Here is a 16,719-nt window from a genome sequence, read left to right as displayed (position 1 = left end):
CCACTCCATGTGTTTTACAATAAACTGAGATTAATTATTTTATTTCTGCGACAAAACTCTTCGCCTTATAGCCATAGCGCGTAGCAGGATACATTTCGATATTTTTATCCAGTGCGGATAATGTGGTCGAGGCATGGGCACTTATTGTTTCACCCGGCAGAATATAAGCCTTTGGTAAATCAGCGTGCGCACCTGATGGCAATAATTTTACTTTCTGCTCCAGACGGATAACATAAGGTGTTTTATTTTCCACGCTGAGTTTTCCGCCGCGCATATGCCACTGGAGATCTTTCCACGGCTCCATATTCACGTCTAAACCCGAAGGATGAATAATGACGGGAAGGTTTTGGCTAAAGACCACTTTAACTTTGTTTTTATCCCGTTGCGGGATAGTCGTAAAAATAACGCGCTTCAAATGCTCAACTTTTAACGGCTCCGCGCTATTTTTAAGAACGAATCGCACACGTTGCGTCTTACCGGCATCAACACGCGTAACGGGTTGCGTGACAATCAGGCCAGGCTGAGGATCGTCTGGAAGATTGACGATTTTGGTATACAAGAGCTGGGCATCAGCATCGGTGTTTTTAACATCCATACTGCCGCCTTGCTCTTCTTCATTAATCAGCAGCAGCGACGTGTCGGGCACCATCCCGGCAGCCAGACAGTTAAATGACGCCAATAAACAGGCGCAGATTAATGTTTTCTTGAAGGAAAGCATAATATTAGTCCATTAATATTCATAACTGCTCCCCATAGTAATATGGGGAGCATCTACGATACGTGCAGTGTAATTACAGGTATACCAGCTCTACGGTGGTTAAGCCGTCAAGCGTCGCTTCATCGGTAATTTGCAGATCGTCTGTCGGGTTGATAATCGCGGACACACCGACGTTAAAGTTGACTTTTGTTTGCGGTTCTGGCGCAGAAGCCGAGCTTTTACCAAAGCTGTAAACCTCGCTGTTATTATTTATGATCTGCATATAGCTGTTGCCTGCTTTTGTTCCCCAGGTAGTGCCGTCATTTGCTGAGAAATAGGCAACCAGGTTATCGCCATTGCCGTTAGTCAGCGTTCCTGAATCAATCTGAATACCCAGCGCATATGCCCCAATTTTCTGGCTACCGTACAGCCCCAGGCCAAAAAGATAATTAGCAGAAGAAATGAAATCAGTCGATGCGAAATTAATGGCATAACCGGTGGTCGGTGCAGAAGCGCTATGCATATCAGTAAAAGAAACGCCGACACGCGTATCTTCTTCACAGGTAATGGCGACTGGCACGGTTTTAATGTCAGGCAGCGCGGTTGGCGCAGTTGAATTTAATGACGCCACTTTGATGGTGCCAAAATCAGCGATACCGCCGCCGCTTGGGAATGACGGAATACAGGAAGCGGGAACAATTTTCCCTGATACTTTAATATCAACGCTCGGTGCCGCCATAACGGAAGAAGCCGTCAGCGCCAGCACAGACGCCATCAGGCTTTTTTTAAAAAAAACATTCATTTTTATTTCCTTATAAAAGAAGCCACTTTATATAATGATGACCTCTGCATATTTCAAAAAATTGACATGACACCAACATACAATATTGGTTGGCGAAATTTATCATTTGTCAAAAAACCATACAATCGAAAGATTATTTTTAAGAATTTATTCCAGGAAAATCCTCAAAGGAAATCCTTATATATATTCATCAAACATATACAATGATTCATATAAAAGATTAAATCCCGTTATTGTATAAATAATAAATATTATCTACCGCCAGAAAAGCCGATCCATCCAGAACTACCGATAAAGAATGCTGATACCTCATCTCTTTTCGAACAACAACACAATTATTTAACATAGTGATGATTACGCAGCGAAATTTATTAACTCCAAAGTATTAGTTCCTGCTTTTTCGGTTGCAAAGATCGTCAGTCATTATGCATCAATGTGATAAACATCACATTTTCATGTTGCCATCATGAAAACTCATTCACTTTTATTTAACCGCAACAGAACACACCTACCAACATTATGGTATCCTGAGTTATATCCCTCCCGGAACTGAGGGAATGCGCAAATTCTTCCCTTTGCGGCCGGTTTCATTGTGGTCCGCAAAGTAAAACTACATAGCAATGTCGAAACAAGGAGCAAACCATGCAGGTCAGCAGAAGGCAGTTCTTTAAGATCTGCGCTGGCGGTATGGCAGGCACCACGGCAGCGGCACTGGGTTTCGCACCCAGCGTAGCGCTAGCGGAAACACGGCAATATAAATTGCTGCGCACCCGCGAAACCCGTAACACCTGCACTTACTGTTCCGTTGGTTGTGGGCTGTTAATGTACAGCCTCGGCGACGGTGCAAAAAACGCCAAAGCATCTATCTTCCACATCGAGGGCGATCCGGATCATCCGGTCAGCCGTGGCGCGCTTTGCCCGAAAGGGGCCGGTCTGGTGGACTTCATTCACTCCGAAAGCCGCCTGAAATACCCGGAATACCGCGCGCCAGGTTCAGATAAATGGCAGCAAATCAGTTGGGATGAGGCATTCGACCGCATCGCTAAACTGATGAAAGAGGACCGCGACGCCAACTACGTTGCGCAGAACGCCGAAGGCGTGACCGTTAACCGCTGGCTCTCCACCGGGATGCTGTGCGCTTCCGCATCCAGTAACGAAACCGGCTATTTAACGCAAAAATTCTCCCGCGCGCTCGGTATGCTCGCGGTCGACAACCAGGCGCGTGTCTGACACGGACCAACGGTAGCAAGTCTTGCTCCAACATTTGGTCGCGGTGCGATGACCAACCACTGGGTCGACATGAAGAACGCCAACCTCATCGTGGTGATGGGCGGTAACGCCGCTGAAGCCCACCCGGTAGGGTTCCGTTGGGCGATGGAAGCTAAAATTCACAACGGCGCGAAGCTGATTGTGATTGATCCTCGCTTCACGCGTACGGCGTCGGTGGCCGATTTCTATGCCCCTATCCGTTCCGGTACTGACATTGCCTTCCTGTCAGGCGTACTGCTGTACCTGCTGAACAACGAAAAATACAACCGCGAATACACCGAAGCCTATACCAACGCCAGCCTGATCGTGCGTGAAGATTTTGGCTTCGAAGATGGCCTGTTTACGGGCTATGACGCGGATAAACGCAAGTACGACAAAACCAGTTGGGCCTACGAACTGGATGAAAATGGCTTCGCTAAACGCGATACCACGCTGCAACATCCTCGCTGCGTGTGGAACCTGCTCAAGCAGCACGTTTCCCGCTATACGCCGGATGTAGTGGAAAATATCTGCGGCACGCCGAAAGCCGATTTCCTGAAAGTATGCGAATACATTGCGGAAACCAGCGTCAAAGATAAAACCGCGTCGTTCCTGTATGCCCTCGGCTGGACGCAGCACTCCATCGGCGCGCAAAACATCCGCACGATGGCGATGATCCAACTGTTGCTCGGCAACATGGGGATGGCTGGCGGCGGCGTCAACGCGCTGCGCGGTCACTCCAACATTCAGGGGCTGACTGACTTAGGGTTGCTGTCGCAAAGTCTGACGGGTTACATGACGCTGCCCAGCGAAAAACAGACCGACCTGCAAACCTACCTTGCCGCCAACACGCCAAAACCGCTGCTGGAAGGTCAGGTCAACTACTGGAGCAACTACCCGAAATTCTTCGTTTCTATGATGAAAGCCTTCTTTGGCGATAACGCGACGAAGGACAACGACTGGGGCTTCGACTGGTTGCCGAAGTGGGACAAAGGGTACGACGTCCTGCAATACTTCGAGATGATGAACGAAGGCAAGGTCAATGGCTATCTCTGCCAGGGCTTTAACCCGGTCGCCTCATTCCCGAACAAAAACAAAGTGGTTGCGTCACTCTCTAAACTGAAGTTCCTGGTGACTATCGACCCGCTCAATACCGAAACGTCCACCTTCTGGCAAAACCACGGTGAGTCGAACGATGTTGATCCGTCGAAAATCCAGACCGAAGTGTTCCGTCTGCCGTCAACCTGCTTTGCCGAAGAGAACGGCTCTATCGTCAACTCCGGCCGCTGGCTGCAATGGCACTGGAAAGGCGCGGACGCCCCCGGCGACGCCGTAACCGACGGCGAGATCCTGGCCGGTATCTTCTTACGCCTGCGTAAGATGTACGCTGAGCAAGGCGGCGCGAACCCGGAACAGGTGCTGAATATGACCTGGGACTACTCCACGCCGCATGAACCGTCTTCGGAAGAAGTGGCGATGGAAAGTAACGGTAAGGCGCTGGCCGATCTTATCGACCCGGAAACGGGTGCGGTGATCGTGAAGAAAGGCCAACAGCTCAGCTCGTTCGCCCAGCTGCGTGACGATGGCACCACGTCCAGCGGATGCTGGATTTTCGCCGGTAGCTGGACGCCGGAAGGCAACCAGATGGCGCGCCGCGATAACTCCGATCCGTCAGGCCTCGGCAATACGCTGGGGTGGGCATGGGCATGGCCGCTGAACCGCCGCATTCTGTATAACCGCGCCTCCGCCGATCCACAGGGCAACCCGTGGGATCCGAAGCGCCAAATCCTGAAATGGGACGGCGCGAAATGGGGCGGGATGGATATCCCGGACTACAGCGCCGCTGCGCCAGGTAGCAACGTCGGGCCGTTCATCATGCAGCCGGAAGGGATGGGTCGCCTGTTCGCGCTCGACAAGATGGCGGAAGGGCCGTTCCCGGAACACTACGAGCCGTTTGAAACGCCGCTGGGGACGAACCCGCTGCACCCGAACGTTATCTCCAACCCTGCCGCCCGTATCTTTAAAGGCGACGCAGAGGCGTTGGGTAAAGCCGATAAGTTCCCTTACGTCGGAACAACTTACCGTCTGACCGAGCACTTCCACTACTGGACCAAACACGCGCTGCTTAACGCTATCGCGCAGCCGGAACAGTTTGTGGAGATCGGCGAGAAGCTGGCGAACAAGCTCGGCATCGCGCATGGCGATACCGTAAAAGTCTCCTCCAACCGTGGCTATATCAAAGCCAAGGCGGTAGTGACCAAGCGCATTCGCACGCTGAAAGCAGACGGCAAGGATATCGATACCATCGGTATTCCTATTCATTGGGGCTACGAAGGGGTGGCGAAAAAAGGCTTTATCGCCAATACGCTTACGCCATTCGTCGGTGATGCGAACACGCAGACACCGGAGTTCAAGTCCTTCCTGGTGAATGTGGAAAAGGTGTAACGGAGACGACCTATGGCTTATCAATCGCAAGACATCATTCGTCGTTCCGCGACTAACGGTTTCACTCCCGCGCCACAGGCGCGGGATCACCAGCAAGAGGTGGCGAAGCTTATCGACGTCACCACCTGTATTGGCTGTAAAGCCTGTCAGGTGGCCTGTTCGGAATGGAACGATATTCGTGATGAAGTGGGCAGCAACATCGGGGTGTACGACAACCCGGCTGATCTGACCGCAAAATCCTGGACGGTGATGCGCTTCTCGGAAGTGGAGCAAGACGACAAACTGGAATGGCTTATCCGTAAAGATGGCTGTATGCACTGCGCCGATCCGGGCTGCCTGAAGGCATGTCCGGCAGAAGGGGCTATCATTCAGTATGCCAACGGCATTGTCGACTTCCAGTCTGAACAGTGCATCGGCTGCGGCTACTGCATCGCCGGTTGTCCGTTCGATGTGCCGCGCCTCAACCCGGACGACAACCGCGTTTATAAATGTACGCTGTGCGTTGACCGCGTGGTGGTGGGGCAAGAACCGGCCTGCGTGAAGACCTGCCCGACTGGCGCTATCCACTTTGGTTCCAAAGAGGCGATGAAAACGCTGGCAGGCGAACGTGTGGCTGAGCTGAAAACCCGTGGTTACGACAATGCAGGTCTGTACGATCCGGCGGGCGTCGGCGGTACTCACGTCATGTACGTGCTGCACCATGCCGACAAACCGAATCTGTACCACGGTCTGCCGGAAAACCCGGAAATCAGCGCGACGGTGAAATTCTGGAAAGGCATCTGGAAACCTCTCGCAGCGGTCGGCTTTGCTGCGACCTTTGCGGCCAGCATCTTCCACTATGTCGGTGTCGGCCCGAACCGTGCAGATGAGGAAGAAGACAATCTGCATGAAGAGAAAGACGAGGTGCGCAAATGAAACGACGTGACACCATCGTGCGCTATACGGCGCCGGAACGCATCAACCACTGGGTAACCGCCTTCTGTTTCGTACTGGCGGCGGTGAGCGGACTGGGCTTTTTGTTCCCGTCCTTCAACTGGCTGATGCATATCATGGGCACCCCACAGCTGGCGCGCATTGTGCACCCGTTCGTGGGCGTGATCATGTTCGCCTCATTCATCATCATGTTTTTCCGTTACTGGCACCACAATCTAATCAATCGGGATGATATCTTTTGGGCGAAGAATATTCGTAAGATCGTCGTCAACGAGGAAGTCGGCGACACCGGACGTTATAACTTCGGCCAGAAATGCGTATTCTGGGCGGCGATTATTTTCCTGGTCCTGTTGCTGGTCAGCGGAGTGATCATCTGGCGTCCGTATTTTGCGCCTGCTTTCTCAATCCCGGTGATCCGATTCGCGTTAATGCTGCATTCATTTGCCGCAGTAGCGTTAATTGTGGTTATCATGGTGCACATTTACGCCGCCCTCTGGGTGAAAGGCACCATTACCGCGATGGTGGAGGGATGGGTAACCCGGTCATGGGCGAAGAAACATCACCCGCGCTGGTACCGTGAAGTCCGCCAGAAACAGGAAAAGTCATCTGAATGAGTATTCGCATAATCCCGCAAGATGAGCTGGAGAAGAGCGAGAAACGTACGGCGGATATGATTCCGCCGTTATTGTTCCCCCGGCTCAAAAATTTGTATAACCGCCGCGCCGAGCGTCTGCGCGAGCTGGCCGAAAACAACCCGCTGGGCGATTATCTGCGCTTTGCCGCGCTGATCGCACATGCCCAGGAAGTGGTGCTGTACGACCATCCGCTGGAGATGGATCTAACCGCGCGCATCAAAGAAGCGAACGCGCAGGGCAAACCGCCGCTGGATATTCACGTTTTACCGCGCGATAAGCACTGGCAGAAACTGCTGCATTCGCTGATTGCTGAGCTGAAACCGGAGATGAGCGGCCCCGCGCTGGCGGTAATCGAAAATCTGGAGAAGGCTTCGGAACAGGAACTGGAGCAAATGGCGAGCGCGCTATTTGAATCCGATTTTGCCTCCGTCAGCAGTGATAAGGCCCCGTTTATCTGGGCGGCGCTGTCGCTCTATTGGGCGCAAATGGCCAACCTGATCCCCGGTAAAGCCCGTGCGGAGTACGGCGAACAGCGTCAGTATTGCCCGGTGTGCGGCTCAATGCCGGTTTCCAGCATGGTGCAAATCGGCACCACGCAGGGTCTGCGTTACCTGCACTGCAACCTGTGCGAAACCGAGTGGCATGTGGTGCGCGTCAAATGCAGCAACTGCGAGCAGAGTCGCGATCTGCACTACTGGTCGCTGGATAACGAACAGGCGTCGATTAAAGCAGAAAGCTGTGGCGACTGCGGTACTTACCTGAAAATTCTGTATCAGGAAAAAGACCCGAAAGTGGAAGCCGTCGCCGACGATCTCGCCTCACTGGTGCTCGACGCGCGCATGGAGCAAGAGGGCTTTGCCCGCAGCTCCATCAACCCGTTCCTGTTCCCGGGCGAAGGGGAGTAATTCTGACGTCAGGTCGGGTGGCGCGTGCCGCCCGGCTTATAAATGATAAGGCGTAATGACTCCCGGAATCCCCGCGAAGTCCTTTGTATTGCGCGTCACGAGCGCAAAACGATGAATGTGCGCTGTAGCCAGAATAACCGCATCCGGCAACTTCATCCCATATTCCTGCCTGAGACTGACACTTCTTTCGGCAATATCCTGTGAAACGCCGATAACGTTAAAAGCGCTCAATGCTATACGTGTGCGGGATTCCTGATGGTACTTTTTTGCCCCTACCATCACTTCCATCCAGGTAATGAGACTAATGGCATTCTGGGGTGAGTAAGCTTCGAGAGCCTTCTTCGCTTCACCACGCCCGCTAAATAAATCAATGAGAATATTGGTGTCAAACAACACCGGACCTTTAATCATCACCACTCCTCGCGAAGTTTCCTTTCGTATTCAACGCCATCTTCTTCGCAACCTTGCCAGAGCCCCAGCGCATCGGAAATAGTGGTTTCGGCTTGTCCCTGCCTTTCCAGGTATTGTTCAACTGCTTCGCGTAATAGCTCTGCTCGCGGAAGATTACGCTGTTGTTTGAGGTCATCAAGCCGCTTGATAACCTCATCTGATAAATCAAGTAATATTCTGCCCATTTCCATCCCAGCCATCATACTCATATATACCTCCAGTATATCATTGGCGATTAATTTTCAAACAACATACACCGATGAAAGACCAGAAAAAAGACTTTATGAGCGCGATTTTTGCTTTTACGAGCCGCTTTCCAGAATTGCAACCTCGTCAACACTCCCCGTTCCTTTTCGCTAAAAACCAGGTTATAACGCTGTATATCCATACAGACAAAGGGAGCAAAATATCGAATAAAGGAGGATTGCCCCCTTTATCCTACTCTTCCTCGTTGCCGCCCTCTTCATAAGGGCCAAACGGTTTTGCCGGCAATACGATATAAATACCTTCAAAAACTGCGCCTGACGTCTCGTCGCCAAACAACTCCACTTGCAGTTGCACGCGTGCTTTACGGCCTCGCGCCAGCCTGTCCAGATCGCCGCTCAACGACCCCAGATCGGCAATTGCGCTGGGTTTGCCGCTGATGGGCCTGCTGTAGCGAATATGCGCATCGGCGAGAATAATCGTACCGCCCAGATGACGCTCGCGCAGCATGAGCCAGATCAGCCCCCAGCCGGTAAGCGTCGCCAGTGAAAACAGACTCCCGGCAAACAACGTGTGGTGAGGATTCTGATTGCCCGTTTCAGGCATGGTCGTAATAAATTTCTGACCAGTGTACTGCTGAATGCGCACCCCCATTTTTTCACTTAACGGGATGTGCTCATACCAGGCCTGCTGAAGCTGCCCACACCAGTCGCCACGGTGCAGAATGTCATCCAGCGTCGCGACCGGTTTAATCATCAGAAAATGGCGAACCGGCGTGGTTTGCGGGGTCGTGATTTCCCCTTGATTCACAAAGCCAAGTTTGGCGAAGAACGCTACCGCATCTTCACGGGCGCTACAGGTGACGCGTTTTACTCCTTCCTGGCGCGCCACGGACTCCAGGGTCATCGCCATCAACGTTCCCAGCCCTTTATCCTGAACAGACGGTTCAACGGCCATGAAACGAATAGAGGCTTCGTTATCCGCATTGATATACAAACGCCCTACCGCAACCAGGTTCCCCTCTTCATCCACCACCATTTGATGATGTGCCATCGCATCCCAGGCATCGCGTTCGGAGCCTTTCGGCTGGTGGAGCGGTTTGCGCAGCATTTCCCAGCGAAACTGGTAGTAACGCGCTAATTCTTCTTCTGTTTGCGGTACTCGAAGGTGATACATAGCTGTACTCTCTCTTGTTACCCGCGGCCACGCCGGAAGCTGGCTCATACCTGTAGCCAGAACGTTACGGGGCCATCATTGACCAGCGAGACCTGCATATCGGCAGCGAAACGTCCGGTTTGCGTGTTCATTTCCTGTTGGCGGCAGCGCTCAACAAAGTATTCATACAGCGCTTCAGCGCGATCCGGCGCGGCGCCTCTTGAGAAGCCCGGTCGCATACCGCGTTCGGTATCGGCGGCCAGCGTAAATTGCGATACCACCAGCACGCTTCCCCCCGCCTGTTGCACGTTGAGATTCATTTTGCCTTCGGCATCGCTAAAAATTCGATAACCGAGCACGCGCTCGCACAGGCGATTCGCTTTCTGTTCGTCATCATCCCTTTCGACACCTAATAACACTAAAAGTCCCTGGCCGATTTCACCCGTCACCTCGCCCTCCACGGTGACGCTGGCACGGGTTACGCGCTGAATTAATGCAATCATGATTGGTCTGCTTCTTCTTGTTCTGCGGCTTGTTTGAGTTTGCGGTATTCCCCGAGAGTGACAGTTATTTCGGCACCAAGCAAGACGATACACCATGTCCAGTACACCCAGACAAACAAAATGGGGATAACCGCCAGCACGCCGTAAATCAACTGATATGACGGGAACATGGTGATATAAAGCGCGAATCCTTTCTTTCCTGCTTCGAACAGTACCGCTGCGACAAAAGCGCCGACGACGGCATCGCGGTTTGGTACGCGCGTGGTCGGCACAATGCTGTACAGCAGCCAGAACGAAATCCAGGAGAGAATCAGAGGGAATACCCTCAGGACGTTATCGATAACCGTATTGAGCTCGCTGGCCCAGCGCAGAGAAAGCAGATAGGAGCTGATCGCCAGGCTGGCGCCCGCCAGCAGTGGCCCCAGGGTCAGGATCATCCAGTAAACGGCGAAAGAATACACCTTTGGACGCGTGCGTTTGCTACGCCAGATAGTGTTCAGGGCGCTGTCGATGGCATACATCAGCAACAGCGCCGTGACGATCAGTCCACAAGCGCCTACCGCCGTCATTTTGTTGGAATTTGCGACGAACTGCTCAATATAACGCTGAATAACATCTCCCGTCGCCGGGATGAAGTTAGCAAAAATAAAATGGCGTAACTGGAGGCTGACATCGGAAAACATGGGAAAGGCGGCGAAAAGCGCAAAAACGACGGCGATCAACGGCACTAACGAGAGCAACGAGACATAGGCCAGGTTCCCCGCCAGGGTGGTCATATTGTCCTCGTCAATGCGCTGCCACAACAGTTTAAGCCAGGCCCTGACTGGACGCGTATGATGCCTGGCTTTTTGATGCACGTTTTTTAGCATAACAACTTCGCGAAATAGTCCGGGATGGTCGTTTTATCCGTCACCAGAATACTGGTGATCCCCAACTGGTTAGCCCCTTCTATATTATCGGCGTTGTCGTCAAAAAAGACCGTATCGGCGGCGGAAAAACCTTCTGTCTGCAAAACATGCTGGTAAATCCGCACCTCAGGTTTACGCATGCCCAATTCCTGGGACAGATAAATATGATCGGCAGCCTGGCGAACTTCAGGGTATTCATCCGGCCAGAAGGTCGTATGCAGACGGTTGGTATTAGACAATACGACGACACGATGCCCCTGCTCGCGAAGCTTATGCATGATGTCGATAACCTCGGGCCGTAATGCGACAAATACCGCCTGCCAGCCGTGGGAAAATTGCTCATAGCTCAGCGGCAACGCCATCTCATGGCACAATGCTTCTGCGAAGGCTTCATCAGTGATCTCCCCCCGCTCATGCTGATGAAACGCCTCTCCCATCGTAAAACTTTGCTTCAACGAAGCCAGCGGGACACGGCTCAGGTCACTCCATGCACCTAACACGCGGTTGAAGTCGATATCGACAATCACATTACCTAAATCAAAGATATAGAGCATGATCCTCTCCTTGCAAGCCGTGGATGAATAACTGTAGCGGGAAAGCAAGAGTTTGACTATGCGCCGGACAGGGAAAAAATCGACTAACGCAACCGGAAAAAAGGCGATGCAATGCATCGCCTTAACACTTTTCGCCGGATGGCAGCTTTGCCTTATCCGGCCTACAAAATAGCCCGTAGGCCCGGTAAGCGGTAGCGCCACCGGGCGCCTGCCGGATGGCGGCTGTGTCTTATCCGGCCTACAAAATAGTCCGTAGGCCCGGTAAGCGGTAGCGCCACCGGGCGACCTGCCGGATGGCGGCTTTGCCTTATCCGGCCTACAAAACAGTCCGTAGGCCCGGTAAGCTATCTGCCATTATGGTTCAGAAACTGTATTTCACCCCCAACATCGCTGCGGTATCGCTGTAACTGTTGTCGCCTACCTGCTGAGCTACATTCCCCCACACCTGCAAACGCGGGTTAATTTGCCCTTCCACACCAACTTTCAACTCACCAATATTTTTGGTGCCGCTGATTTCATCCCGGATCGCCCCCATCTGGACGCTCTGGTTATGGGTATTGTGGAGCCAGTTTGCTTCAACAAACGGCTGAAACTCGCGGTCTTTGCCGTCATCAATGGCGTTATGGCCTTTCAGGTATGCACGCACACCGAGTCGGGTCATCAGGTTGCCGTCAGTTTTGTCTTTCACCTGAGTGCCGTTGCTTTCACGGTGCGAGTCAGCCTGCACGTCCATCCAGATCACCTGGGCTTTTGGCTGGAGCCAGTAACTCGTACGCTCGCTTTCGCCTATCAGGAAGGTGTATCCCCCTTCGATGGATGCCGTGATACCGTCAGATTTGTATTTTTCACTGGCAAGATGGTCACCCTGCACGGTGTTATCAAACCAGTTATAGAGCACCCAGCTATCCAGATACGTCCCGGTTTTATCCGCTTCATTCGCATACCACGTCGCATACAACCCCGCGCTGTAGCCGTTCACATGACCGCGTGAAGCGTAGCCATTATGGGTGTTATGCGTTTTACTTTTCTGATTGGCGTAACCTGCCATCACACCCAGATGCCAGCGGTCGAGACCATCGCTGTTCCACTGCGCCAGGTCGCCGCCAATCTGCAATACATAGCGATTAGCCTGCGTTTTCAGCTGCTTGCTGCCATCAGTAAAGCGCATATGACCACCTACGTTACGCATCCACATGCTGGTCACTTTCTGCTCGCCCGTTAATATGTCGGTGTACTGGGTTTCACCCAGGCGATCGTGCAGACGGGTGATAAACAGCGTATTAGCGGCATAGTTGTTCGCCAGATAGCTACCAAATTCAGGGCGGTATTGATGTTCACCAGGTTCAGGCGCTGGCGGCAGCGGCGGCTCTGGTGGCGCAGGGGGATCAACAGGATCGACCGGTCCTGGCGGCGTTGGTGGTTCCACGGGATCAACCGGCCCTGGTGGTGCCGGCGGGTCCACCGGGTCAACCGGTCCCGGCGGTGTTGGTGGATCGACCGGGTCCGGGTTTTCTGGTTCCGGCTCCGGCTCAGGTTCTGGTTCTGGCTCCACCGGGCTTAGCTGGCTGGTGAGATACCAGTTACTGGCATTTTTCACCACGTCATAGTCATAGCCGCCCGCCACAATACGTCCGGCTTTGGTGAACGTTCCGTCGGAAACGCCCTCAACGTCCACAATCTCAATGCCGTTAAGGGTCAGATCGCCCACACCGCCGATGTTATTGATGCCTACGTTGGTATTGCCGGAGGTATCCCCTTTGACGATCAGTTTATCGGTAAAAGAGTCATCGCCTTCAAGCACGGTGTTCAACACCAGTAACGCATCTGTGCCGGTGTAGTTGCCCATCACGGTCAGGGTTTTAAAGGTACTTTCGTCATCGCGGGACACGCCATCTGCGCTATAACGCAATGCGGCCTGGTTCAGCGTCAGAGTAGAGACCACAGAGTTACCGGTCATCGTCCATTCGCTGTTTGCACCGTTTATATCCAGATCCAGCGTACCATGGTAGTTCGCGTTACTATTTTGTTGTGAAGAATCCGTTTGCCCCACAAAACGGCTCCCCTCTTCCATCCGCAGATCCATCGTACCGCCGTAATATGCGCGTAAATTTCCTTCAATGTCATATACGCCAGAGCCAGCACTATCGGTAGCATAATCCCACGAGCGAACCAACGCCTGTGAACCATAGGCGTAAATGGCATAAGCGCCGCTATCAGTAACCTGAATTTTACTATCACCGCTAAGGTTCACCGTTGCAGAATCAGTAGATGAATACGCATAAACGCCATGTGCGCTCACGCCGGAGGTTTTCAAATCCACATTATTAAGGTTTATTAACCCTTTACGGGCCACATATACCGCATGAGCACTACGCCCTGACGTCGCGACTGATGCGGTGCCATTAACCGTAATACTCGCATCGCCTTTTGCTGTACCTGTAAATTGCGCGGGATCTCTACCTGCATAGATCCCGTATCCCGTATTCGCGCCACCAGGACCACGGGTAACAATATCAGTATCACCATGGATAATTATTGATGACTGGGCGTTGTCTTTATTCGCAGACGCGTTGGCGCGTAGCCCCATTCCATTTTCAGCATCAACCGTTACATCACCATTGACTTCAACAATTGAATAATCAGCCTGTAATTCGCGACCAATATTTATTCCATCAGCACTACTTCCTGTTGCGGTAATATAGATATTATCTGCAACCAGTTTACCACCTGCATTTTTAGAGTGGATTCCATCTGCTGCGGTGCCTGTTGTATTGATAACCAAATTTTTAAATTTATAGCCAATGTTATCAATATAGACACCCCAGCCAGTTAATCCTGAAGTGGTTCCTTCTGAGGTGGTATCAATACGGACTTCATCAAATCCACTGTAATCCCTTGCAGCTCCTCCGAGCGGATTACCATAGTGATATATAGTTGTATTGTCACAAAATAGTTGTGCGGTAGACGTGTAACTACATCCTGCTACAGCCTGCCCGCTCAACGCCAGCGCACTGGCGATACAGAGCGCAAGCTTTGCCGGGATCGGCGTTTTTTGAATAAGACGAGAAGATTTCATGAGAGCCACCTTTTCCGTAAGGCTTTTTTATTCGGATAAAAGCATCAAAGACGCGTGCATAAGATATTTATAAAAGGCGAAATCCATCCGCTCATCTTTAAATAATTAAAGAGTCAGAGTTCAAAGGCGTAATGAATTGTCACCTTAGCAGAATAAATACAAGTATTCATTTAATCTGTCAATGTACGGCAGGGGCCCATGAGATAACAGTAAATAAAATGCACCTTATTTATTGGCATTATTCTTAATAACTATTTTTATAAAATAAAAGCATCCCTGGCAGGAAAATAAACGTCTTATAAAACAACAGCTATCAGGGTAACAATAAGCAGGCGGTTTTATTTTAAGATTTTTATATCACCACCAGGATGATTATATATTTAGCAAAAAAGTGAAAAAGAACCGTCTAAAAAGACGGTTCTTTTTATAACCCCTTCAGACTGACGTTGCGTCATCCTGGCCTGGGCTAACCTGGACAATCTCAACCTGCTGTGACTGAAGCAGGTTATGCAATGCCGGGCCTGGGTACTCATCAGTAAACAGCGCCGTTACCTGCGACACGTTGCCAATCTCTACCGCTGCGGAAGCATGGTATTTCGTATGATCGGCAGCAAGGAGGATATGCCGGGAGTGAGCCATCATGGTTTTCACCACACTGGCTTCATTGACGTCAAACTCCAGCAACGCGCCATCGCTTTCTATCGCACCGACGCTGGTGACAAGATAGTCCGCACGAAACCCCGCCACAAACGCCGTCGCAGAAGGGCCGATAATGCCGCTGTTATGCGGGCGAAGCGTTCCGCCAGGCACCATCACTTCAAAACGCGGATTATTGTACAGAATATGCGCCACACGCAGGCTGTTAGTGATAATGCGCAGATGATTGTGGTTTAACAGCGCCCGCGCTACCTGCTCAACGGTCGTACCAATGGTGATAAAGACCGTGGAGCCGTCTGGAATATAGTCCGCCACCGCTTCCGCGATGGCTTTTTTCTCTTCCGTCCAGGAGACTTCTCGCTGCTCAAAGGCGGTATTCACAACGCTGGAAGCCCGTCCCGCGCCACCGTGATGACGCGTAATCAATCCCTGATCACTCAGTTTGCGGATATCGCGACGCACGGTCTGCGTGGACACATCCAGCAGGCCAGCCAGTTCGTCAATATTCATGTAACCGCGCTCGCCAATCAGCGCCAGCAACTGATCATGCCGTGGGTTACCGGTCAGTTCAGTAAGACTCATGCAAATTCCTCGAAAAACCATTGCCTTACATTTTATACAAAAAGTGACAGAAAAGATCGGGTTTGATCACAGTCAGGGATTCCGGCACGCCCGCCTGGTCGGGTGCATTTCAGTGCGGCCACGCCGCTGGCAAACCTGACGGCCTCTTCGATTGGCGTTCCGCCCGCCAGGCTAAAGGCGAGCGCACCGTGAAAAACATCCCCCGCGCCGGTGGTGTCGACCACCTCTACCAGGAATCCGGGTTGATGCCGGAAGACATTATCGTCTAACCAGTCGCATCCTTCACCGCCGCGCGTGACATAGACATGTCCATTTGTGAGCATTTGTGATTTTTTTAACGCGCTTACGGTATCCTGTATTCCCGTCAGGCGCGCCAGACCCGGTTCAGAGAAGGCGGCATGATCGCTTAACGCCACCAGCTCGCTGATGTCCTGTGGCGTCACATCGCCATCCAGAACCGTCATGACTCCGGCCCGGCGCGCCAGCGTGAACGCCCGTTTCGCCCCTTCATGCCAGCGAACATCCGCCAGCACCACATCCCATTGAGAAAAGTCGATCTCATTAAGCCAGTCAGCGTCATGCAATAAATCCGGGCTGGGATAATTGACGATAATCCGCTCCCCTTTCGCATCGACGATGACCGCAGACTGTGAGGACTTCGCCCCCGCGTAACGCCGGGTATAGCGGGTATTTACCCCCAGGGATTCCAGCTCCGCCAGCAGGCTGTTTCCGGTGTCGTCATCTCCCACACGCCCAATAAAGTCCACCTGCGCCCCCAGTTTCGCCGCAGCCACTGCGGCAGTTGCAGCAGGCCCGCCGCCCACTTCCGTATAACGTTTCGCCACATATTTACCTCCTTCAGTCGGTAAACCTTCAACGTAATAGATGCGATCCATCACGGTGATACCCACACAAGCAACACGAATCATGGTCATTCCTTAAGCATTTCGGGATGCGATTATTTT

General features: G+C 52.1%; 15 protein-coding genes. 4 read left to right on the top strand and 11 right to left on the bottom strand.

What is annotated here, in order from left to right; all coding sequences use genetic code 11:
• Positions 1–34 precede the first annotated feature (34 nt).
• Positions 35–718, bottom strand: a complete 684-nt coding sequence (locus tag OGX93_RS00225; RefSeq protein WP_012133912.1) for a fimbria/pilus chaperone family protein — start codon at positions 716–718, stop codon at positions 35–37.
• 73 nt (positions 719–791) lie between these two features.
• Positions 792–1,499, bottom strand: a complete 708-nt coding sequence (locus tag OGX93_RS00220; RefSeq protein WP_049009568.1) for a DUF1120 domain-containing protein — start codon at positions 1,497–1,499, stop codon at positions 792–794.
• A gap of 642 nt (positions 1,500–2,141) precedes the next feature.
• Between OGX93_RS00220 and fdnG the strand changes: the two genes are divergently transcribed.
• Genes fdnG through fdhE form a run of 4 tightly spaced genes read left to right on the top strand, consistent with a single transcriptional unit; the run spans position 2,142 to position 7,665 of the window.
• Positions 2,142–5,192: a formate dehydrogenase-N subunit alpha gene (gene fdnG, locus OGX93_RS00215; RefSeq protein WP_286448791.1), complete on the top strand. Its 3,051-nt coding sequence runs from the start codon at positions 2,142–2,144 to the stop codon at positions 5,190–5,192.
• A gap of 12 nt (positions 5,193–5,204) precedes the next feature.
• Complete coding sequence (gene fdoH / locus OGX93_RS00210; protein ID WP_012133916.1) at positions 5,205–6,107, top strand: formate dehydrogenase O subunit beta; 903 nt, start codon at positions 5,205–5,207, stop codon at positions 6,105–6,107.
• Entirely contained in the window at positions 6,104–6,739 is a 636-nt protein-coding gene (gene fdoI, locus OGX93_RS00205; RefSeq protein WP_049011887.1) for a formate dehydrogenase cytochrome b556 subunit, read from the top strand. The genes fdoH and fdoI overlap by 4 nt, the downstream gene beginning before the upstream one ends.
• Positions 6,736–7,665: a formate dehydrogenase accessory protein FdhE gene (gene fdhE / locus OGX93_RS00200; protein ID WP_286448789.1), complete on the top strand. Its 930-nt coding sequence runs from the start codon at positions 6,736–6,738 to the stop codon at positions 7,663–7,665. The genes fdoI and fdhE overlap by 4 nt, the downstream gene beginning before the upstream one ends.
• Before the next feature lie 36 nt (positions 7,666–7,701).
• Here fdhE and OGX93_RS00195 read toward each other — a convergent pair whose 3' ends face one another.
• The 9 genes from OGX93_RS00195 to OGX93_RS00155 all read right to left on the bottom strand — a co-directional run bounded on the left by OGX93_RS00195 (position 7,702) and on the right by OGX93_RS00155 (position 16,683).
• Entirely contained in the window at positions 7,702–8,076 is a 375-nt protein-coding gene (locus tag OGX93_RS00195) for a type II toxin-antitoxin system VapC family toxin (protein WP_012133919.1), read from the bottom strand.
• Entirely contained in the window at positions 8,076–8,318 is a 243-nt protein-coding gene (locus OGX93_RS00190) for a ribbon-helix-helix domain-containing protein (RefSeq protein ID WP_160880417.1), read from the bottom strand. Before OGX93_RS00190 ends, OGX93_RS00195 begins: the two co-directional genes overlap by 1 nt.
• 235 nt (positions 8,319–8,553) lie before the next feature.
• On the bottom strand, positions 8,554–9,495 hold the full coding sequence (gene fabY / locus OGX93_RS00185) for a fatty acid biosynthesis protein FabY (RefSeq protein ID WP_024130670.1): 942 nt from the start codon (positions 9,493–9,495) through the stop codon (positions 8,554–8,556).
• A 44-nt stretch (positions 9,496–9,539) separates the two neighbouring features.
• Positions 9,540–9,977, bottom strand: coding sequence for a D-aminoacyl-tRNA deacylase (gene dtd / locus OGX93_RS00180; RefSeq protein ID WP_047459887.1), 438 nt, complete (start codon positions 9,975–9,977; stop codon positions 9,540–9,542).
• Positions 9,974–10,846, bottom strand: a complete 873-nt coding sequence (locus OGX93_RS00175; protein WP_012133924.1) for a virulence factor BrkB family protein — start codon at positions 10,844–10,846, stop codon at positions 9,974–9,976. The genes dtd and OGX93_RS00175 overlap by 4 nt, the downstream gene beginning before the upstream one ends.
• Positions 10,840–11,439, bottom strand: coding sequence for a glucose-1-phosphatase (gene yihX / locus OGX93_RS00170; protein WP_047459890.1), 600 nt, complete (start codon positions 11,437–11,439; stop codon positions 10,840–10,842). Before yihX ends, OGX93_RS00175 begins: the two co-directional genes overlap by 7 nt.
• A 361-nt stretch (positions 11,440–11,800) precedes the next feature.
• Entirely contained in the window at positions 11,801–14,515 is a 2,715-nt protein-coding gene (locus tag OGX93_RS00165) for an autotransporter outer membrane beta-barrel domain-containing protein (RefSeq protein WP_286448787.1), read from the bottom strand.
• Positions 14,516–14,950: 435 nt separating this feature from the next.
• Entirely contained in the window at positions 14,951–15,754 is an 804-nt protein-coding gene (locus tag OGX93_RS00160; RefSeq protein ID WP_012133927.1) for a DeoR/GlpR family DNA-binding transcription regulator, read from the bottom strand.
• Positions 15,755–15,786: 32 nt separating this feature from the next.
• A complete protein-coding gene (locus tag OGX93_RS00155) occupies positions 15,787–16,683 on the bottom strand; it encodes a sugar kinase (RefSeq protein WP_049009345.1) in 897 nt (298 codons plus the stop codon).
• Positions 16,684–16,719 lie beyond the last annotated feature (36 nt).

This window comes from Citrobacter sp. CK195, assembly GCF_030333365.1.
Lineage (GTDB): Bacteria > Pseudomonadota > Gammaproteobacteria > Enterobacterales > Enterobacteriaceae > Citrobacter_B > Citrobacter_B koseri.
The sequence above is the reverse complement of the archived record's forward strand: the minus strand, read 5'-3'. Positions and strand labels throughout refer to the sequence as shown.